Source organism: Anderseniella sp. Alg231-50, assembly GCF_900149695.1.
Taxonomy (GTDB): Bacteria; Pseudomonadota; Alphaproteobacteria; order Rhizobiales; family Aestuariivirgaceae; genus Anderseniella.
In genome coordinates this window covers 39,267-58,631 of sequence record NZ_LT703004.1, presented here as the reverse complement: position 1 = coordinate 58,631, position 19,365 = coordinate 39,267, and the positions used below count along the sequence as shown (strand labels likewise).

Below are 19,365 nucleotides of genomic sequence, written 5' to 3'. Positions count from 1 at the left end.
CAACAATTTAGGAAAGTAAATTCGATGACTGGCAAGACCAAAAAAGACACTGGCCATTCCAAGTTGCAGGTCGAGAAGAAATACAAGCTCGGCAATTCATTTGTGTTCCCGCCGGAGGTGGTGAACGACATTCACATCAAATCGGAACTTGGCCGCTACCGTATGCGCGGGTTCTCGCTGTTCAAGAAAATCCCGCACTGGGATGATCTGACATTTCTTCCGGGCACGCTGACCCGTTTCGTGATCGAAGGCTATCGTGAAAAATGCCTGACCAAGACCATTATCGGTCCGCGCGCCAAGCGTCCGATTGAACTCGATATTCCGATCTACATTACCGGCATGAGCTTCGGTGCATTGTCATTCGAGGCCAAGACTGCCTTGGCGCGTGGCGCTACCATGGCCGGCACCGCTACGTGTTCGGGCGAGGGCGGCATGATCCCGGATGAGCGGCGGTATTCGTCAAAGTGGTTCTACCAGTGCATCCAGTCGCGCTATGGCTTCAACCCGCACCATCTGCAACTGGCTGACGGTTGCGAATTTTTCATCGGGCAGGGTTGTAAGGTCGGTCTTGGCGGGCACCTGATGGGTCAGAAGGTAACCGATCAGGTCGCAGAAATGCGCTCGCTTCCTGCCGGTATCGACCAGCGTTCACCGGCCCGGCACCCGGACTGGCTCGGACCGGACGATCTGGCACTGAAGATCCAGGAAATTCGCGAAGCGACCGACTGGCAGATTCCGATCCAGCTCAAGCTTGGCGCGGCACGTGTCTACGATGACGTACGCATGGCGGCAAAGTGTGATCCGGACTCGATCTATATCGACGGCATGGAAGGCGGCACCGGCGCCGGTCCGCATCTGGCCACCGAGGAAACCGGGGTGCCCGGCATGGCGGCCATCCGCCAGGCCCGGCGTGCCATTGACGACATCGGCAAGCGTGGCGAGATAACGCTGGTTTATGCCGGCGGTATCCGAAACGGCGGCGACGTTGCCAAGGCACTGGCCCTGGGAGCCGATGCCATCGCAATCGGCCATTCCGCCATGATGGCCCTGAACTGCAACAAGGACATCGAGGAAGCCGATTATCCGTCGGAGATGGGTGTGGAAGCAGGCGAGTGCTATCACTGTCACACAGGGCGCTGCCCGGTCGGCGTGGCGACACAGGACCCGGCGTTGCGCAAGCGCCTCGATCCGGATGAGGCAGCAGAACGCGTCTACAACTTCCTGCATACGCTGACCATGGAAGCCCAGATGATGGCTCGTGCCTGCGGCAAGACCAATATCCACAGTCTGGAGCCGGAAGACCTGGCTGCCCTGACCATGGAAGCGTCGGCAATCGCCCAGGTGCCGCTTGCCGGTACCGACTTCACGGTCGGCGTAGACGACTATCACCACATTTAGGGAAGGAGACGAAGATGGCTGGAACTGGCTATAAAGGCGCCGAGATCGGAGATGTCGATCACTTCCTCAAGGGTGGTGGCATTGACTCCGAACGCGAACAGGTCATCGGGCAACACATCGGCTATCGCTATGATGTGAACCTGCTGCCCGACTACGATCGCATTACCGATTTTCTCAAAGGCTACATCGAGTTCATGGGTTGGGAAGACCTCAACTGGCTGGAAGATGTTCACATGGGCTATGACGACGGCAAACCCGCCGTGTTCGACCGCAATATCAATGGCTGGGTGGCGATCCCCGACAGCTATGATCTGCCGGACAACCAGCAGGATCGTGACATGATCGCCCGCGAACTTCTGATCAAGTTCCAGATGTCGCCGGATCATCCAATGGTGGTTCTGAACAAGGCTTATCGAAAGTTCTAGACGATAGCCAAGTAACGCAGTGCCCCGCCTGATTCCGGATCGGCGGGGCATTGTTTTAAAGACAGGAGCGTTTCAATGACCCGTTCAAAAATTGAACTCTTCAACCTGGACAGTGAGGAAGGCGGCATGTTCCGCCAGCTTGCCGACGGCATGACCACGACAATTTTTCCAGGTGAGAACGCAATGCTGTCTGTTGTCCGCATTGATCCCAACGCAATGGGAGAGATGCACAAACATCCAGAAGAACAGTGGGGCGTCATGCTGTCGGGATCGGCAACCCGATACCAGGACGACGAGGAATTCCAGATCAGCAAGGGCGATATCTGGCGCACGCCGCCCAATGCATTGCACACCATGAAGGCCGGGCCGGACGGGGCCGTGGTGCTGGACATTTTCTCGCCGGTGCGAAAAGAATACCTGTCGCCCGGTGTCGGGTTCTCGGCGACCAACTAGAGCAGGCGATGCAGAGGCAAGTAGTGCATTAATTCGTCTGAGTGCATCGCTCAGCTTTAAACCGGGTTACCCACTCCAAGCTCTCATTGTCCGCCAGTTTGGCTGTTCGGGGTTCAACACTGCCCGCGATGGATTTGTCCTGGCCGAGGGCAGACAGGACGAGTGCCAATGTGGTTTGTGGGTCGGACGACAGCTTCTCATAGGTGATGCAGACCGGAACTACGCCTTGCCTGGTAAACCAGCCCGTCCAAGCTGCATCTTGGTCTTCCAGTTCTCTGACAAGCCTTGCAAGTTCATCGGCATCATAGCGTGGAGCTTTCCCGGACTTGACCCGCTCGCGTTCAGTACCGTCCGCATCCACATGCCACAGGCCGGTCTGTTCGGCCTTGCAGCGTGAAACAGCCTGGGCAACTTTGTCCTGGCGCGACAGATGCAGGTAAACGGGCTGGCCGAATGCCGACTGGAAACGGGAGCTGTCACTGGGCAGCCCCGGGAACAGCGTCTCGAGCCTGTCCGACAGATTACCAAGACTTTCCCACATCAAACGCATGCCAAACAACTCGGTTGACCCGGCTCCATACTTCAGCACGGCTTCAAGATAGGGGATATCGAAAGTCTGGTGGTCTTGCCAATCCCCGACCGGCACATTGAACTCCTCTGCCCATTCGGCGAAGTCCTGGTTGCGGAAGAATGAGTGAGGGTTTCCGGCCACCCCGGTATCATGCAGAAGATCGCACAGCAGTGTGCTTCCGCATCTGGGCGTGGCACAGATGATGCAGGATGCCGGAGGGTTGTCTGATCTCGCGTTCATTGTCGTGGTGACCTCCGGTTTCAAGGTCATTGCTTGTTCGCGACATTCTCCGAAATCATCGAGATCATTTCAAACATGATAGATCCCGCGACCAGTGAGGTGATGTTGTTGGGGTGATCCTTGGTCGGCATCAGGCAAACGACATCCCCGCCAACGATATTCATGCCGCGAACCGACCGCACCAGGCTGACAGCTTCGTCTATGCTGAACCCGCCTTCGCCCGGTTCCAGGTTTGAAACCCCCGGTGCAACCGTCACGTCAAGGCAATCAAGATCGAAGGTGATGTACACAGGTCTGCCTGCAAGCGTCTGCTTTATCTGCGACAGCACATCTTCAGCACCACGAGAGCGGTACTCCGCCATGGTGACCACATTGTATCCGTACTCGTAGGAAGGCTCCAGCCAGTCAAGGGTGCGAGGGTGGCCGCGGAGGCCGATCTGCATCGAATTTTCCGGCGAAACGTATCCCCCGTCAGCCAGGAATGCGCCCCAGTGAGCGGCCGATTTTTTTGCGCCCAGGAAGTGATCCACTTTTGTAAACACGTCCGTGTGGGCGTCCAGGTGGAGAAAACAGACCGGCTCACCCCCGGCAAGTTTACCCTTGCCAAGCGCCTCCACGATACCGCCGGTAATCGAATGATCGCCGCCAATCGAGACAGGCCTTGCTCCGGCCTCGTCTACCTCCTGGTAAAACTCGGTGATGCGTTCAACGCAGTCCTCATTGTCATTGGCGCGCGGAAACGGGACATCGCCGACGTCCTTTATCCTGGCACTCCTCCACGGGTCAATCCGGAATTCAGAGTGAACCCTGCGCTGGACCGCGGAAACATTGCGCACCGAACGCGGACCGAGATGCTGGTCTCTTTCCGTTGTGCCGTTGCCGGCAGAATGCGGAACGCCCACCAACGCGATATCCGCGTCACCCGGTCGGCCTTGTTCACACCTGAACAGGGTCGGAATGCCCCACCAATAGAGGTTTTCCATCATCGATGCGTCATGGTCTCGGGTCATTGAACGTTCCCTGCGAAGGCGTGATGCTCGCGACGAAGTTCGCCGCGAGCAGCAATAATGGAAGCAGGCATTTCAGGTCTCAGGCCTTGCCGGCACTTCGCCTGTACATGCCCTGGGCGATCCGGTCGATAACCATCGCGCAGAACAGAATTGCCAATCCTCCCAGGAGCCCTTGTCCCTTGGCCGCGTACTGCAGCGCCTCAAGGATAAGCGCGCCAAGACCTTCCGCACCAATCAGCGATGCAATCACCACCATTGAGAGTGACATCAATATCGTCTGGTTGATGCCGGTCATGATGGAGGGCATGGCAAGTGGTATTTCCACGTTTCGCAGCAATTGCCATTTTGAACAGCCGAACGCCACTGCGGCCTCTTTCGTGGCTTCAGGCACGCCGCGCATACCCAGCGCCGTCAGCCGGATGACCGGAGGCATTGCGAAGATGATGGTTGCCAGCACGCCTGGCGGTTTGCCGGTGCCGAAGAAGGCAATGATGGGAATCAGGTACACGAAGGCTGGCATGGTCTGCATGAAATCAAGAACAGGTTCTGCAAACGTATAGGCGCGTTTGGATTTGCCGAACCATATGCCGAGCGGGATTCCAAACAGCACGCACAGGAACGCACCGGCACCGATCAGTGCAACGGTAATCATTGAGATTTCCCACAATCCCATGAATGCCAGGTACAACAGCGAAGCGGCAGTGAAAATGGCCACCCGAATGCCTGCAAGCCGGAAGGCCATGACGGTGATCACCACCATCACAACCGGCCACGGCGTTTGTATGAGAATGATTTCCAGTCCGTCGAGCACGGCCTTGATGCCAGCGGTGATTCCGTCAAACACATCGCCGAAATTGTTGGCCAACCAGTCGAATCCGGCATCTCCCAGTTTGGCGAGTGCGCCAAAATATTCCTTTTTGACCGGAAAATCGGTGATCGGAATGCTGCCCCCAAGGAAACCGTTGGTCATTGCGCTCAGTTTTGCATCGGGATCAGCGACCGTAAACCGGAACAGTGTCAGTGGCCAGATGGCAATCATCAACACAGCACCGAATGCCACACTCGCTCTGCTGGTGCCGGCTTGGACTCCGGGGGATGCGCGCCATCTGAGATATTGTTTCTCATAGGCAATATTGGCGTAAAAACCTTCCAGCAATTTCACGAGAACCAGCAACACCAACCCGGTCAGCAAAATCGTTGTGCCTTCGGTAGCCGCTTCCGCTGCCTGCTCCTTTGCGGTTTCCGCTACTTTTTTCAGATTGCTGGCGATCTTCAGTTTCGCTTCGGAATCTGCAGCATCACCTGCCGCCAGCGCTTCTGCCGCCTGCTGCTCACGCTTGGCAATGTTTGCAACAAGCCGATCATAGCGAGCCAGCTGATCTGCGCCCAATTCACCCCACAGGCCGCGCCCGAGCTGAACCAGCACGAACAGTTCCAGTACCAGGAAAGTCCAGAAAAATCCCCAGGCACCTCGCAACGCGCCCCATAGCGGTCCGAACACGGCAGCCATGGTGTTCCAGGACCAGGGGAAACCTGTGGTCCCCTGAATTTTTTCAAATTCAGCCGTGTAATATTGCTCGTTTTCCTTGGTGAATTCACCAATGGAGGCATCAAGAGTGCTGGCTCCCCGCTCAAGACCAGTATCGGTCATCCCTTGCCTCCCTGAATCCCTTTAAGCAACGTCGTCTTTGATATGACCCCGACGTCTTTTCCATCATCATCCTGAATGACAATTGGATTGTCAGATGTTGTCGCAATGTCGATTAGTTCATCGAGATTGGTGCCATGATGGGCGCGGGGGCTCTTGGACAGGTCTTCGCCTTTGACTGGCTTGTGATCAGACAATTTCTCCATGATGGAATGGGCAAACACCAGTTTGAGTTTTGAAATACCTTCCACGAAATCCTTTACGTAGTCGTCGGCCGGCTTGGTTACGATGTCCTCAGGCGTCCCGATCTGGACAATCCGTCCGTCCTTCATGATCGCGATGCGATCACCTATTCGTATCGCTTCATCCAGGTCATGGGTTATGAAAACCGTGGTCTTTTGCAGCTCGGCGGAAAGCCCCATGAACTGATCCTGCAACTGTCGCCGGATCAGGGGGTCCAGGGCCGAGAACGGTTCGTCCATCAGAAGGACTTCCGGATCCGAGGCGAGGGCCCTTGCCAATCCCACCCGCTGCTGCATGCCGCCGGAAAGCTCGCGCGGGAAACGGTCTTCGTACCCATCGAGATTGACCATGTTCAGACACTGTTGCGACGTGGCCCATCTCTTGGATTTTGGTTCGCCTCGTACCTGAAGGGGAAATGCGACATTGTCCCGCACTGTTCGGTGGGGAAGCAACGCCATGTGCTGAAATACCATGCCTATGTGCATTGCGCGCATCTCGCGCAGTTCTTCGCCGGCCAGTCGCACCATATCCTTGCCGAGAACCGTAATCTTGCCGGCCGTGGGCGCAATAAGTTGGTTCAGATGGCGCACCATGGTAGATTTGCCGGAACCCGAGAGGCCCATAACGCAGAATATCTCGCCTCGCTTGACTTCAAATGAGCAATCCGCAATCCCGACCACCGCTCCAAACTCAGCGAGGACCTCCGCTTTCGAAAGTCCCCGGTCTTCAATTGCCTGCATTGCCTCTTCGGCGCGGCCGCCGAAAATCTTCCAGACATTCTCGAGTACGATTGTGCTGTCACTCACGACAATGTCCTAACTTTGCATCACATTATTGGATTGAATAGCTAAGCCCGCGCGGAAAGTGCATATGCACTCTCCGCGCGGATCTTTTCATTGTGTTTTGACTATTTCAGCCAGCTGTCTACCAGGTCGCCATTGTCGGCCACCCATTTCTTGGCAAATTCGGCTGGATCCTGCTTCTCAACCACAAGCGCAAAGGTCATTTTGGACACGATCTCCGTGTTCAGGTTGACCTGTGAAAGCAGCTTGGCGACGGCAGGGTTGCTGCCTTCCAGGCTGGTTGCATAGTGGATTTTCAGCTTCGCCGTATTCCAGGCTACAGGCGCTGAAGAGTTTTCCAGCCACTGCGGATCATCGGTAGGCTGCTTCACGACCCACTTTGCCTTGTCATAGGCTGGCTCCTTGAGGATGACCAGTTCATGCAGGGCAAACATATGGTGCGGTGTGTAGCAGAAAAATGCGATGTTCTTTTTCTGCGCTACCGCATTGTCGACCTCGGCCAATGCCAGGGTTTCGTCCATTTCCTTAAGCTGCATGGTTTCTGCATAACCGTAGGATTTGGCGCGGATTTTTTCGACATTGGTTGACGCCCAGCCGGCAGCACCGATCCAGATCTCACCCTTGCCGTCACCGTCAGAGTCGAAGTTCTTTGCCATGTCGGGATTTGAAAGCTCTGAAAGATCCTTGATCCCGGTGCGTTCTGCGGTGGACTTTGTCACGCACATGGCCTGGTCGCCGTCAACTCCGTTTGAATTCTGGCGAACGGTACCCTTGTCCGTTACGTATTTCGCTTCCAGGTTTGCCTGGTTTGGCAGCCAGACCTCAGGATGAACATGCATGGCACCTGAATCCATGGCTTCAAATACAACCGGATTGGTACCGTTTTGAAGTTCCACCTCAACACCCAGATTGTCTTCCATGACAACTTTCAGGACATGTGCAGTGACACGCACTGAAGGCCAGTTCGGAACACCGATCACCACGTCGGCGGCCTGCGCGGCAGGGGCGAACCCCATTACCATTGCGAGAGCCGCGCCAGTGGCTGATTTTTTAAATTTCATAGATATTTCCTCCTTACTCAACTCATTTCCCTCAAGATAAACCTACCTCTAATGTTGTTCTACGTTTTCGACTCGTTTGCAAGAGTTAGGCGTTTTTCCGTAGTCCTCGGGTTTCATCTTACTGGTCCGAAAATCACGGGAAACCAGGTCTGGCAATTCAATGCCTATACGTTTTCGCGGCACAGGGCTTGCGCCAGGCAATGCACGCCGCCGCCGCCGAGTGTAAACATCGACATGTCCGGCTCATGCACTTCAAACCCCAGTGCCCGCATTTTCTGATTCAGTTCGTCAGCCCCTTTCATCGAAAGCACCTTGTCGTTGCCCAGCGCCACCAGGTTAACTCCAAGATTCTTTGCTTCCCTGTACGATACTTCAACGAAATCAAAACCCCAGTCCCGCAATTGGCGGACAACCCACGGTTCGAGAGCATCGACGCACGCCACCAGCAGTTTTTCAGCCAGCGGCACCACAAGCCCGTCCATATGCACAAACTCGCGGCTGATCGGCGCCGTTACCGCTTCCCAGCCTTCCTTTCGTACAAACTCCGCGACCTGTTCCGAGCCTTCTTTTTCAGACCGTTCCCCGCAATATCCAATCAGAACCTTGCCTGGTTCCAGAATGACGAAGTCGCCGCCCTCGAAATGACCTGCCGTGGCAAACTGCCAGATCGGAATGTCATGCGCCTGATAGAACTTGATCACGCTTACATAATCCGCGCGCCGGCATTTGAGCTGCATGTGGCAGACCAGCGCCCCCCACGGGGTCATCGCTGAGCTGTCCCTGGCAAAAAAGTTTCGATGAAGAGCTTCATCGGCTTCCAGGAAATGACAGTTGATGCCGGCATCCTCGTAAATCCGGACCATCTCCGCGTGCTGTGCCATCGCCAGTTGAAGATCAAACTTCACGCCGGTCTTGTGGGCATTGGCGATCGTACGCCCGATCAAGGGACCGGCGTCGACCCATCTGAAAAACTCCGGCTTGCCCAACAGGACATCATGCAGGGCGGCGTAATCATTGTTGATCCCCCACTTGACGCTGGCTGGCTGACTATCCACCTGAACTATCCTCGTCTCTCTTTTGCCCGGAGGCCCAACGTTAGTGGGGCGGTTGTGAAATTGAATGATTCATGTTTCAAGTTCAGTTGTATGAAATTACAAGGAACCGTCAAATGCTGCCACCGCGCCTGTCCAAGGTGGACATCCATCTGTTGTATGTCTTTGCGATCGTTGCCGAAGCCCGGGGGTTGGCCGCCGCCCAGGCGATACTGAACACATCTCCTTCCACAATCAGCAGACAGGTGTCTGACCTGGAAAAGAGGCTCGGCGGTGTTCTCTGCCAGCGCGGAAGAGGCGGATTTGTTCTCACCGATTTCGGGCAACGGATCGTCAGCGCCGCCAACGAGCTTTTTGACTCGCTTGAGCAATTCAACAACGTGGTAACCGGGAGAAAAAACGCGTTGGTCGGAAAGATTTCCATTGGCGTGATCGACAACTGGATTTCCAATGCGGAAGCACCGATCGTCAGCACGCTTTCGAAGTTTCACGAGCAGGCGCCGGACGTCGAGATTGATATTCACTCACTGGCGCCTGATGGCATTGAATACAGCCTGTTGGACGGCCGGCTGGACATTGGAATAGGTGTATTTCACAAGCCCAAAAAGGGGTTGAGTTACAAAACGATCTCACGCGAAAACGTCGACTTGTTTTGTGGAAAGGATCATCCTCTGTTCGCGGTTGAACGCCTGGATCAAGTCAACAGGCTGGTGGGAAATGCCAATCTCGTAAGCCGCGCCTATCTTGCGGAGGAGAAGGTGGCACCGGTCGCATTAAAGACGAGATCGACCAGTCAGGCGCATCAGGTTGAAGGCGTGGCCATGCTGATCCTAACCGGCAAATTCATCGGTTACCTGCCGGAGTCCTACGCGTCGCCCTGGGTACGTGAAGGTAAGATGAAGAGTGTGGCGTCACGGCACTTCTGCCTGCCGACGGATATTCAGTTAGTGACGCGAAAGGGAAAACACCAGACGCGGGTTTCGGAACTGTTCAGACACGCCCTGGAACTGGAATCGACCAGGCTGGCTGGTGTCATTTGACCGGTCTTGTGAAACCGGTACCCTTTCGCCATTGCAATTGGTGGCATTGATGCCTGCGTCAGGTTCGTAACTGCTGCCACGGTCTTGCAGGTGACCAGGACGGGGCAACCTCATCCCGGTTGGGCTGGAAGCGGTCCGCCCAGGTGCGGGCGCGTCAGGAAGCTGGTGTACTGTGAGATTTGCAGGCGCGCGCAGCGGAGCAGCGATCCCTGAACTCCCTCGAGAACGGATCGAGCGAGCCAAAACGGCCTGGAGCAAATGGTGTTATGTCAAATACCGGCTCATTGCCGCGCACCAGTGCGGAAATGGCTGAACCGATGCCGGCGGACAATGCGATACCATTTCCGCAGCATCCTGCCGCCGTGAAAAAGTTGGATGATCCGGGAACTGCGCCCAGAAGAACGGTTCCGTCTGGCGTATAGGTGGACAGGCCGCTGATGTAGTTTGCAAATCTTGCACGCGCAATTGCCGGGAAAAAAGCCGAGATCGACTCCATGGCCTCGGCGATAATGTCCCAATGTTCTTCACCCGGGGTAGGGGAAAACGTGTTGATATCATCCGGCAGTTGTCGGGCGTCAAAGGTAGCCGAGTTTGCCTCCTGAACACCGATCACCATCGCACCTGTGTCCGGGCGCATATAGGCTCTGCAGTCGGGTAGAAGGGTGACGGGAAATTGGTCGCCATAGGAGGCATCTGCAGCGGTGATCCAATAGTGACTTCGGGTGGGTGCCATGGGCAGCGGATAACCGGCACGGGCGGAAATGAGAGACGCCCATGCCCCGGCAGCGTCGATCACGGAGCCGCCGGACACATCGCCCGACGCCGTCCTGACGCCTGTGACGCGATCAGAAATGCGTATCAGATCGTTTACCGCGATACGTGTGCGGATATGTGCACCAAACTTGCGCGCCGCCCGACCGTAGGCAGTGCTGAGCATGTAGGGATCAACATAGCCATCTGTGGGGAATAATGTGATGCGATGAGCCACCGTTGAATTCAACCACGGTGCCTTGATGCGAGCGTCGTGCTGGCTCAGATGCTGAAATGGGATGCCATGGCTTTCTGCGTCACGCTCCATGCCACGCAATTCCGCTTCGCGTGCCGATGAGGCTGCGATCCGAAGGCTTCCGACGTCATGGAACCCTATGGTTTCGCCCAGGTCTTCTTCGAGTTGTGCCACGGTTTCGCGGGTCAACCTGACCATGGGGGTTTGCGGCGCCTTTCCAGTGGACTGCAAAATCAGGCCCGCCGCCTTGCTGGATGCGGCACTGGCAAGTTCATTGCGTTCAACTACAAGAACGCTTTCTCCGCTGTCACGGGCAAGGTGGTAAGCGATGGACAGACCCAAAACGCCGCCGCCAATGACAATATGATCGAAGGTTTCCATCAACACGACCGCCACTTCGGCTCAGTTGCATCATGCGACGTCACAGGGCCGATGAAATAATTGGTTTAGCTTGCTGCTTTCGCAGAGCCATCCATCAATCCGGCTGCTGCATCCCAGTCGGGTTGGAAACCGACAATCTCGATATCTGAGCCGATATTCGGATTGAACACCCGGTTATGCCACAGCGTTGCCTCGTAAGCCGCTTCTTCGGGGGGCAGCAATCGGGTGTTGCAGGGAACCTGGTAGGTTTGCGAAAACTGAGCGAACTCCAGGGTGACATTTCCACCGCTCATCATGCGCTGGACAAGCTCCGAACCCTTGCTGAACAGCCCCGTCATTTCATCTGAAAATTCTGCGGCGCGATGATAATGGGTGGATTGCAGGAAGATCAGCGCCTTTTTGTACACGTCCTGCGGGTCATTGTACTTCTGCACCTGGAATTTCAGGAATTCGGTGCTTTCAAATGAATCCTCGCGTACCAGCAGAACAATAATGCCCGCTGATAGCTGTTCCCCATTGGCATCAAGAACCCGTGGCCGCATGCCCTGGCCGGGGCGGCCTTCCTGCTCGCGCATGGCGATTTGCCTGATGCGGCATTGCCAGGTCAGAAAATGATTGCGCAGGTCTTCGGGAAGCACACCGGGACTCCATTGAACAAGGTTTTGCAACCCGTTGGATTAGATCACTTTTGGCACCTGTTGGCCAGCCTGATGTGGGGCATTCAGCGCCCGTTCGGCGGCTGGCCGACAAGTTGATGCGCCAGGATCTCGAGCTAGATATCCAGCGTGTTGTCCTTCTCCCATTGCGAGAAGTGCGACGTGAATGCATGCCACTCCTGATGCTTCATTTTCAGGTAGGCCGCGGAAAATTCATCACCAAGGGCGGTTTTGAGGCCCTTGTCCTTGTCGAACGCGCGCAGGGCATCGAGCATGTTGAGCGGCAGCTTCGGCGCACCCTTCACCTTGTAGCCTTCGGCATACATGTCGATGTCGTGGCGTTTGCCGGGATCAGCCTGGGTGCGGATACCGTCGAGACCGGCTGCAATGATGACCGCCTGCAGCAGATACGGATTGGTCGCGCCGTCTGCCAGCCGGAGTTCGAAACGTCCCGGGCCCGGTACGCGAACCATGTGGGTGCGGTTGTTGCCGGTCCAGGTCACCGTGTTTGGCGCCCAGGTCGCGCCTGACGTGGTACGCGGTGCGTTGATGCGCTTGTAGGAATTCACCGTCGGATTGGTGATCGCGGCCAGGGCGGATGCATGTTTCATGATGCCGCCGAGGAAGTTCCGGCCCTTTGCCGACAGGCCGAGTTCCATGTCGTCATCTGCGAAGACGTTGACCTTGCCGGCCTTGTCCCAGACGGAGATGTGCGCATGGCAACCATTTCCGGTCAGGCCTTCAACCGGTTTTGGCATGAAGGTGGCGCGCAGTCCGTGTTTTTCCGCAACTGACTTGGTCATGAACTTGAAGAACGAGTGCTTGTCGGCAGTGTTCAGAGTGTCGTCAAACTCCCAGTTCATCTCGAACTGTCCGTTGGCGTCTTCATGGTCATTCTGGTAGGGACCCCAGCCCAGTTCCAGCATGTAATCGCAGATTTCGGCGATAACATCATACCGCCGCATTACCGCCTGCTGGTCATAACACGGCTTTTCGGCGGTATCGTATTCATCGGAGATTTGTGACCCGTCCGGCGTCAGCAGGAAAAACTCAGCCTCGATGCCGGTCTTCACCCGCATGCCTTCGTCGGCCGCTTCCGCGATCAGCCGGTTCAGTACATTGCGCGGTGCCTGTGCAACGAACTGGTCCTCCATGACGCAGTTGCCGGCCACCCAGGCGACATCCTTTTTCCACGGCAACTGAATGACTGATGCAGGATCAGGTACCGCCAGCATGTCCGGGTAGGCCGGGGTCATGTCGAGCCAGGTGGCAAACCCGGCAAACCCGGCGCCTTCCTTCTGCATGTCGGCAATGGCCTGCGCCGGAACCAGCTTGGCGCGTTGCCCGCCGAACAGGTCGGTGAATGAGATCATGAAATATTTGACGCCATTTTCCTTGGCGAATTGGGCCAGATCGGTTGCCATGGATTTGTTTCCTCCCAGAATTCTCTGTGGTTGTTGTCGGTTTGTTTTTAGTAGCTCCCGTCGCGTCCGGGAACCCAGCTTGTGCCGGCAAGCGGTACACCCGACATCGCCGATGCCTCCACGGTCAAGGCGCACAGGTCTTCCGGTTCCAGGTTATGGACGTGGTTCTTGCCGCACGCGCGGGCAATGGTTTGAGCTTCAAGCGTCATGACCTTGAGGTAGTTGGACAGCCGGCGCCCGCCGGCAATCGGATCGAACCGGGCCATCAGGTCGGCATCCTGCGTGGTGATGCCGGCCGGATCCTGGCCTTCGTGCCAGTCGTCATAAGCACCCGCGGTCGTGCCCAGTTCGTTGTATTCAGCTTCCCAGCGTGGATCATTGTCACCCAGCGCAATCAGGGCCGCCGTTCCGATGGACACGGCATCAGCGCCCAGCGCGAGGGCTTTCGCAACGTCGGCTCCGGTGCGAATGCCGCCGGATACCACCAGTTGTACTTCGCGATGCATGCCGAGGTCTTGCAGGGCCTGAACCGCCGGGCGAATACAGGCGAGTGTCGGCTGGCCGACATGTTCAATGAACACATCCTGTGTCGCCGCCGTGCCTCCCTGCATGCCGTCCAGCACGACAACGTCGGCCCCGGCCTTGACCGCCAGCGTGGTGTCGAAATAGGGCCGCGCGCCGCCGACCTTGATGTAGATCGGCTTTTCCCAGTTGGTGATTTCGCGCAGTTCCAGGATCTTGATTTCCAGGTCGTCAGGGCCGGTCCAGTCAGGGTGGCGGCAGGCGGAACGCTGGTCAATGCCCTTGGGCAGGTTGCGCATTTCAGCAACCCGGTCGGAAATCTTCTGGCCCAGCAACATGCCACCGCCGCCGGGCTTTGCGCCCTGGCCAACCACAACCTCAATGGCATCACAGCGCCTGAGATCATCCGGGTTCATGCCGTAGCGTGACGGCAGATACTGATAGACCAGCTTGTCCGAATGGCCGCGTTCTTCTTCCGTCATGCCACCGTCTCCGGTGGTCGTCGAGGTCCCGGCGGCACTTGCGCCGCGCCCCAGGGCTTCCTTGGCCGGTCCTGACAATGAACCGAAACTCATCCCGGCAATGGTGATCGGAATGTCCAGCTCGATCGGCTTTTTTGCAAACCGTGTACCCAGCACAACCTTGGTTTCACACTTTTCGCGATAGCCTTCCAGCGGATAACGCGAGATCGAAGCTCCGAGAAAAAGGAGGTCGTCGAAGTGCGGGACCTTGCGCTTGGCGCCGCCGCCGCGAATGTCATAAATGCCGGTTGCCGCGGCGCGGCGGATTTCAGCATTGACCGGATCGGTGAATGTCGCGGGTTTCTGCGGTACCGTGCGTGGAATGCCGGATACATTCTTGGTCATCTTGTTCATTATCGCCCCTTAATACGCAGACGCGTTGTCAACGTCGAAATTATAGAGTTTGCGAGCTGAGCCATAACGCTTGAACTCTTCCGGTTTGGCGTCTGCACCTGCGCGTTCCAGCAGGTCTTTCAGAATCTCAACGTGCTCGGGCCGCATGTCCTTTTCGATGCAGTCCGCACCCAGGCTCTTGACCGTGCCGCGCACGAAAAGCCGGGCTTCATACAGGGAATCGCCCAGCGCATCACCAGCATCGCCCAGCACGACCAGGTTGCCGGACTGAGCCATGAAGGCACTCATGTGGCCGATGTTGCCATGCACGACGATATCGATGCCTTTCATGGAAATGCCGCAGCGCGACGAGGCGTTGCCCTTGATGACCAGCAAGCCGCCATGGCCCGTGGCACCGGCATACTGGCTGGCGTCACCGTCAATGACAACGGTACCCGACATCATGTTTTCTGCGACGCCGGGCCCAGCTGATCCGACAATATGGACGTGGGCCTGCTTGTTCATGCCGGCGCTGTAATAACCGGTGGAGCCGTGCACGGTCACCTCTATGGGGCCATCAAGGCCGCAGGCAATGGCGTGACTGCCCTTGGGGTTTACGATCTCCCAGTCTTTCTGGTTGGTGTCGGCTTTCTGGGCCTGCAGGGTGGAGTTCACCTCGCGGAGCGGGGTGGTGGCCATATCGATGGTCTGCATGGCTCAGTGCTCCCAGAAATAGACGGTTGCAGGCTCGGGCTCCCACACGCGGGCCTGTTCGATACCCGGCAGGTTGACCAGGGCCCGGTACTCTGAACCAAATGCCACATACTGGTCGGTCTCGGCCATGACGGCGGGCTTGCAGGCGATCGGATCGCGCACCACACCGAAGCCGTCCTTGGTGCCGACAACAAAGGTGAAGAACCCGTCCAGGTCATCAAGGCTGGATTCCAGCGCCTCGCCGAGATTGCTGCCATGGTTCATCTTGTTGGTCAGGTAGGCGGCGGCAACTTCTGAATCATTGTCCGTTTCAAAGGCAATGCCGTCGCGTTTCAGCTTGCGCCGCAGGCTGTTGTGATTGGACAGCGAGCCGTTGTGCACGAGGCATTGATCCGAACCGGTCGAGAACGGGTGTGCACCCATGGTGGTCACGGCAGACTCGGTGGCCATGCGGGTGTGCCCTATGCCGTGGCTGCCGGTCATCTCGGCAAGGTCGAACCGTTGGGCGACCTCCTTGGGCAGGCCCACTTCCTTGTAAATCTCGATGATGTCGCCGGCGCTCATGACGCGGATGCCCGGACGCAGCTCTGCCAGTGCCTTGCGGACGTCGTCTGCATGTTCGTCCGAAACTTCAAGCACGGCATGGGTGTCCTTGACCCGCATGGAAACTTTTGTGTTGGCTGCCCCGGACAATGCTTTATCCAGGCCGTCAAAGTCCCGGGCAGGATCACCCGACTGGATGGTCAACTTGGTATTGCTGTCTTCATCCCGGCCGTAAATGGCAATGCCCGCGCTGTCGGGGCCCCGGTCCGTCATGGTAATCAGCATGTCGGTGAGCATCGACCCCAGCTTCGGTTCCAGCGACTTGTCCTTGAGGAATAATCCAACGATCCCGCACATTTCTTGTCGTGTCCAATTTGATGGTTCTAGTCAGTGAAAAAACGCTATCACCAACGAGAAACAGTTTCAACTCACAGGAATGTTTTTTTCTTTACAGGCAAAAGAAAAGGGGCGGATGCGATTGTCACATCCGCCCCTGCCTTAGCAAGGTGATCTAGTATCGATCAATGCTTTTGTTGGAATGCTCTGCATTGAAGTCACGTTCAGCATCAGCCAGCTCGCCGGCTTCGACTTTTGCCTGCATCACGTGAAATCCAATCCAGAACGCAATCCCCAGGATGACCAGGATGACTTCGGTTCCCTGGAAGGGATAGATGGCACCGACGTCCTTCAGATCGACTGCCCAGCTCTCCATACCATTGGTAGACATGATCTATCCTCCTTATTTCTGGTTTGCAGCGAGTTCACGCTCGGCAGCGCGGACATCGTCAATGGCCGCCTGATAGGCAAGCTCGCTGTGGTGATCAAGGCCCTGCAGTTCAGCCTTTGCAGGAATACGCAACATGCCCCTTGCAGCCATGATCTTCGAGACGATGAACGCCGGCAGGAAGCCAAGCACACCGAACATGATGATCGCGCCAATGAAGTTGCCGAGCGGGTTGATCGCCGCATAGCCTTCATATGGCGACGATGGCTGGCCCCAGAGCATGAAGCCGGCAACGGTCACACCGATGAAACCGGCATAGCCGTGCACCGCAACCGCACCAACTGCATCGTCGATCTTGAACTTGCGTTCGACCCAGTAGTGCAGCTTGTAGGCGCAGAACGTACCGAAGCCGGCAATGAACATGGCCTGAATCGGATGGTACAGATCGTTACCGGCTGACGCGGCAATGATCCCCGCAAGGCCACCTGAATATGTCCAGAAGGCATCCCCCTTGGACACGATGTAGGCGACCAGCAACCCGCCCGACAATGACATCAGGAAGTTGAACGTGATGGCACCGAGTGTCGTGGGGCCGAGATAGATATTGGTGGCTGTCCAGGTGACACCGGTAATCTGCCCATCAATAACTTCAGGCGAGATGATCGGCACGTTGCACGCGGCATAAAAGCCCCAGAAGCCTGTATAGATCATGAACAGGCCGATGGTGACCAGCCATGGATTGTGTGGCGGGATATCGCGCGGTGTACCGTCGGCGGCAAACTTGCCGAGACGTGGTCCGAGAACCACCAGGACACCTAATGCATAGCCACCTGCAATCGCGTGGATAACACCGGATGCGTAGGCATCGTGATAGCCGAGCACCTTGACCATCCAGCCGGCATAGTGCCAGCCCCAGGATGCATCAATGATCCAGAACACAGAGCCGATCAGCACGGCATGAATCCAGAACGCGGTTGAACGGATACGTTCAATTACCGAACCGGAGACGATTGAGGCTGCAGTCCATGAGAACAGCAGGAAAGCTGCCCAGAACACGCCGGTTATCCGGTCACTCAGGTTCGTGGCCATGGTCGGTGACCATGGTGCGTTGGCTGACCCGTCTTCCAGGCCGCCGATAAAGCCGGGACCATTGGGGAATGCCCAGTAGATCCACCAGCCGAAGAAGAAGAAGGTGATGGTGACCAGCGGGATCAGCATCGTGTTCTTCATGAGTGTGTGCATGTGATTTCGGCGGCGGCTGGCGCCTACCTCATACATACAGAATCCAACATGGATCAAAAACATCATCACCACCGTCACCCAGTAATAAAACTCGGTGAACACAGTGGTGAGTGCGTCAATATTACTCCCCATTTCTCTGCCTCCCTCTCATGATGCCCCTCGGGCATTCAGTTAGTTTGATGCAAGCAAAAATATGCCTGCTAGTAAAAAAAGTTGAACGGAGAGGTTCGTGCAAAACCCGGGCTCTGTCAATATGCCGCACTGGGAACGCCGGTCTGATTGTGGATGAAACCCTGTCATGGCGGATCGCGCACCATCCGCAGTTTTCTGCCGCCGACGGATGCCATCGATGCAATAATTCGATGTTCCATGATTGATTGGAATGATCATGAACGCAGCGCATGACGGGGATCACGATGATTTTCGTTGAATCAACGAAGAATCACAAATTGGGCCTCAGGACATGAATTCGGAACCGGAAGCGGGCCGTGTGTCGGGCACGCTGTGGTGCGCGGCAATGCCGAAGTCTCTAAGAGTTTTGCGGGTATGAAATGATCGACAGATAACGCGCCGGCAGCTTGATGTGGGCCTGGGGACCGTGCGGTGCGTCCGCATCGAAAAAGAAACTGTCGCCGGGCTGCAGGATGAACGTCTTGTCACCGTGCCGGTATTCGACTTCGCCTTCCAGCATGTAGATGAACTCCATGCCGTCGTGCTGAAAGTCCGGAAAGGTATCGGACTCTTCCGTGAGGGTGATCAGGTAGGGTTCAACAATGACGCCGGAGGCGTTGGAGCCGATATGGCCGAGCAGGTTGTACTGGTGGCCGGCGCGCGTGCCGCGCCTGTCGGCTTCGTCTCCGGTGCCGGCTTTGACATGAACCGCTTCACGCTGTTCCTCAAATCCGCGAAAGAAAGAAGTCAGCGGAATGCTCAGGGCGTTGGACAGGGCCTGCAGTGTGGTCAGCGAGGGCGATGTCACACCGTTCTCGATCTTCGACAGCATGCCGATGGACAGGCCCGTGGTCTTGGCCAGGTCGGCGACGGTTATGTTGTGCTGGCGGCGAAATGACCGGACTTCCCGGCCAATGGCGACCTCGAGCACTTTTTCCCGTGATTCACTAGTCTTGTGCGGGTCTTGAGAAAACACAGGTTTTGCTGCGCTTGAACCATTGGCTGGCTTTGCAAGTGTTTCACTCATGGCGTCGGGGTCTTTCTTTATTCACCATTGTCCAGGGAGGAACTGATGATCAAAAAATGCGTCACTTCACTGAAATCATATAAGCGTGTTCACGGAAAAAGCAAAATTTCCACCCTGTACGCGCTTTCGCTGCGGAAAGATCATAGTGTGTTCGTCA

Annotated in this window: 19 protein-coding genes; 4 read left to right on the top strand and 15 right to left on the bottom strand. The window is 56.5% G+C overall.

Annotated elements, in window-relative coordinates:
• Positions 1 to 24: 24 nt before the first annotated feature.
• The 3 genes from DHN55_RS12875 (at position 25) to DHN55_RS12865 (ending at position 2,276) form a co-directional block, all read left to right on the top strand.
• Positions 25 to 1,398, top strand: coding sequence for a glutamate synthase-related protein (locus tag DHN55_RS12875; protein ID WP_108881908.1), 1,374 nt, complete (start codon positions 25 to 27; stop codon positions 1,396 to 1,398).
• A 14-nt stretch (positions 1,399 to 1,412) separates the two neighbouring features.
• Positions 1,413 to 1,823 (top strand): hypothetical protein, encoded by a 411-nt coding sequence (locus DHN55_RS12870; RefSeq protein WP_108881907.1) that lies wholly within the window; start codon positions 1,413 to 1,415, stop codon positions 1,821 to 1,823.
• 75 nt (positions 1,824 to 1,898) lie between these two features.
• Positions 1,899 to 2,276 carry a cupin domain-containing protein gene (locus DHN55_RS12865; protein ID WP_108881906.1) on the top strand — a complete coding sequence of 126 codons (378 nt, stop codon included), beginning with the start codon at positions 1,899 to 1,901 and terminating at the stop codon, positions 2,274 to 2,276.
• Between the two features lie 28 nt (positions 2,277 to 2,304).
• Here the strand turns inward: DHN55_RS12865 and DHN55_RS12860 are convergent, their stop codons facing one another.
• The 6 genes from DHN55_RS12860 to DHN55_RS12835 all read right to left on the bottom strand — a co-directional run bounded on the left by DHN55_RS12860 (position 2,305) and on the right by DHN55_RS12835 (position 8,907).
• On the bottom strand, positions 2,305 to 3,087 hold the full coding sequence (locus tag DHN55_RS12860; RefSeq protein ID WP_108881905.1) for a Stf0 family sulfotransferase: 783 nt from the start codon (positions 3,085 to 3,087) through the stop codon (positions 2,305 to 2,307).
• A gap of 26 nt (positions 3,088 to 3,113) precedes the next feature.
• On the bottom strand, positions 3,114 to 4,097 hold the full coding sequence (locus DHN55_RS12855) for an arginase family protein (RefSeq protein ID WP_108881904.1): 984 nt from the start codon (positions 4,095 to 4,097) through the stop codon (positions 3,114 to 3,116).
• Positions 4,098 to 4,176: 79 nt separating this feature from the next.
• Positions 4,177 to 5,748 (bottom strand): ABC transporter permease subunit, encoded by a 1,572-nt coding sequence (locus DHN55_RS12850; protein WP_108881903.1) that lies wholly within the window; start codon positions 5,746 to 5,748, stop codon positions 4,177 to 4,179.
• Positions 5,745 to 6,794, bottom strand: a complete 1,050-nt coding sequence (locus tag DHN55_RS12845) for a betaine/proline/choline family ABC transporter ATP-binding protein (protein ID WP_108881902.1) — start codon at positions 6,792 to 6,794, stop codon at positions 5,745 to 5,747. The genes DHN55_RS12850 and DHN55_RS12845 overlap by 4 nt, the downstream gene beginning before the upstream one ends.
• Before the next feature lie 101 nt (positions 6,795 to 6,895).
• Positions 6,896 to 7,852, bottom strand: a complete 957-nt coding sequence (locus tag DHN55_RS12840; RefSeq protein WP_108881901.1) for a glycine betaine ABC transporter substrate-binding protein — start codon at positions 7,850 to 7,852, stop codon at positions 6,896 to 6,898.
• 164 nt (positions 7,853 to 8,016) lie between these two features.
• On the bottom strand, positions 8,017 to 8,907 hold the full coding sequence (locus DHN55_RS12835) for an arginine deiminase family protein (RefSeq protein WP_108881900.1): 891 nt from the start codon (positions 8,905 to 8,907) through the stop codon (positions 8,017 to 8,019).
• A 113-nt stretch (positions 8,908 to 9,020) separates the two neighbouring features.
• On the opposite strand from DHN55_RS12835, the gene DHN55_RS12830 reads away from it, so the two are divergent.
• Positions 9,021 to 9,944 (top strand): LysR substrate-binding domain-containing protein, encoded by a 924-nt coding sequence (locus DHN55_RS12830; RefSeq protein WP_108881899.1) that lies wholly within the window; start codon positions 9,021 to 9,023, stop codon positions 9,942 to 9,944.
• Positions 9,945 to 10,098: 154 nt separating this feature from the next.
• Here the strand turns inward: DHN55_RS12830 and DHN55_RS12825 are convergent, their stop codons facing one another.
• From DHN55_RS12825 to DHN55_RS12785, 9 genes are all read right to left on the bottom strand, one after another.
• Positions 10,099 to 11,331 carry an NAD(P)/FAD-dependent oxidoreductase gene (locus tag DHN55_RS12825; protein WP_337660260.1) on the bottom strand — a complete coding sequence of 411 codons (1,233 nt, stop codon included), beginning with the start codon at positions 11,329 to 11,331 and terminating at the stop codon, positions 10,099 to 10,101.
• Between the two features lie 65 nt (positions 11,332 to 11,396).
• On the bottom strand, positions 11,397 to 11,969 hold the full coding sequence (locus tag DHN55_RS12820) for a hypothetical protein (RefSeq protein ID WP_108881897.1): 573 nt from the start codon (positions 11,967 to 11,969) through the stop codon (positions 11,397 to 11,399).
• A gap of 134 nt (positions 11,970 to 12,103) precedes the next feature.
• Entirely contained in the window at positions 12,104 to 13,411 is a 1,308-nt protein-coding gene (gene glnT / locus DHN55_RS12815) for a type III glutamate--ammonia ligase (RefSeq protein WP_108881896.1), read from the bottom strand.
• A 47-nt stretch (positions 13,412 to 13,458) separates the two neighbouring features.
• Positions 13,459 to 14,799 (bottom strand): glutamate synthase-related protein, encoded by a 1,341-nt coding sequence (locus DHN55_RS12810; RefSeq protein WP_108882492.1) that lies wholly within the window; start codon positions 14,797 to 14,799, stop codon positions 13,459 to 13,461.
• Between the two features lie 18 nt (positions 14,800 to 14,817).
• The gene (locus DHN55_RS12805; RefSeq protein ID WP_108881895.1) at positions 14,818 to 15,501 is read right to left on the bottom strand and encodes a GXGXG domain-containing protein; all 684 of its coding nucleotides are present in this window, start codon (positions 15,499 to 15,501) and stop codon (positions 14,818 to 14,820) included.
• 3 nt (positions 15,502 to 15,504) lie between these two features.
• A complete protein-coding gene (locus DHN55_RS12800) occupies positions 15,505 to 16,401 on the bottom strand; it encodes a glutamine amidotransferase family protein (RefSeq protein WP_108881894.1) in 897 nt (298 codons plus the stop codon).
• 154 nt (positions 16,402 to 16,555) lie between these two features.
• The gene (locus DHN55_RS12795; RefSeq protein ID WP_108881893.1) at positions 16,556 to 16,771 is read right to left on the bottom strand and encodes a hypothetical protein; all 216 of its coding nucleotides are present in this window, start codon (positions 16,769 to 16,771) and stop codon (positions 16,556 to 16,558) included.
• A gap of 12 nt (positions 16,772 to 16,783) precedes the next feature.
• Complete coding sequence (locus tag DHN55_RS12790; RefSeq protein WP_108881892.1) at positions 16,784 to 18,142, bottom strand: ammonium transporter; 1,359 nt, start codon at positions 18,140 to 18,142, stop codon at positions 16,784 to 16,786.
• A gap of 397 nt (positions 18,143 to 18,539) precedes the next feature.
• Positions 18,540 to 19,208, bottom strand: coding sequence for a cupin domain-containing protein (locus DHN55_RS12785; protein ID WP_108881891.1), 669 nt, complete (start codon positions 19,206 to 19,208; stop codon positions 18,540 to 18,542).
• Positions 19,209 to 19,365: the final 157 nt, after the last annotated feature.

Coding starts and splice junctions, on each gene's coding strand:
- DHN55_RS12875 (WP_108881908.1), top strand. CDS start 25: ATGACTGGCAAGACCAAAAAAGACACTGGCCATTCCAAGTTGCAGGTC.
- DHN55_RS12870 (WP_108881907.1), top strand. CDS start 1,413: ATGGCTGGAACTGGCTATAAAGGCGCCGAGATCGGAGATGTCGATCAC.
- DHN55_RS12865 (WP_108881906.1), top strand. CDS start 1,899: ATGACCCGTTCAAAAATTGAACTCTTCAACCTGGACAGTGAGGAAGGC.
- DHN55_RS12860 (WP_108881905.1), bottom strand. CDS start 3,087: ATGAACGCGAGATCAGACAACCCTCCGGCATCCTGCATCATCTGTGCC.
- DHN55_RS12855 (WP_108881904.1), bottom strand. CDS start 4,097: ATGACCCGAGACCATGACGCATCGATGATGGAAAACCTCTATTGGTGG.
- DHN55_RS12850 (WP_108881903.1), bottom strand. CDS start 5,748: ATGACCGATACTGGTCTTGAGCGGGGAGCCAGCACTCTTGATGCCTCC.
- DHN55_RS12840 (WP_108881901.1), bottom strand. CDS start 7,852: ATGAAATTTAAAAAATCAGCCACTGGCGCGGCTCTCGCAATGGTAATG.
- DHN55_RS12830 (WP_108881899.1), top strand. CDS start 9,021: ATGCTGCCACCGCGCCTGTCCAAGGTGGACATCCATCTGTTGTATGTC.
- DHN55_RS12825 (WP_337660260.1), bottom strand. CDS start 11,331: ATGGAAACCTTCGATCATATTGTCATTGGCGGCGGCGTTTTGGGTCTG.
- glnT (WP_108881896.1), bottom strand. CDS start 13,411: ATGGCAACCGATCTGGCCCAATTCGCCAAGGAAAATGGCGTCAAATAT.
- DHN55_RS12810 (WP_108882492.1), bottom strand. CDS start 14,799: ATGACCAAGAATGTATCCGGCATTCCACGCACGGTACCGCAGAAACCC.
- DHN55_RS12805 (WP_108881895.1), bottom strand. CDS start 15,501: ATGCAGACCATCGATATGGCCACCACCCCGCTCCGCGAGGTGAACTCC.
- DHN55_RS12800 (WP_108881894.1), bottom strand. CDS start 16,401: ATGTGCGGGATCGTTGGATTATTCCTCAAGGACAAGTCGCTGGAACCG.
- DHN55_RS12795 (WP_108881893.1), bottom strand. CDS start 16,771: ATGTCTACCAATGGTATGGAGAGCTGGGCAGTCGATCTGAAGGACGTC.
- DHN55_RS12790 (WP_108881892.1), bottom strand. CDS start 18,142: ATGGGGAGTAATATTGACGCACTCACCACTGTGTTCACCGAGTTTTAT.
- DHN55_RS12785 (WP_108881891.1), bottom strand. CDS start 19,208: ATGAGTGAAACACTTGCAAAGCCAGCCAATGGTTCAAGCGCAGCAAAA.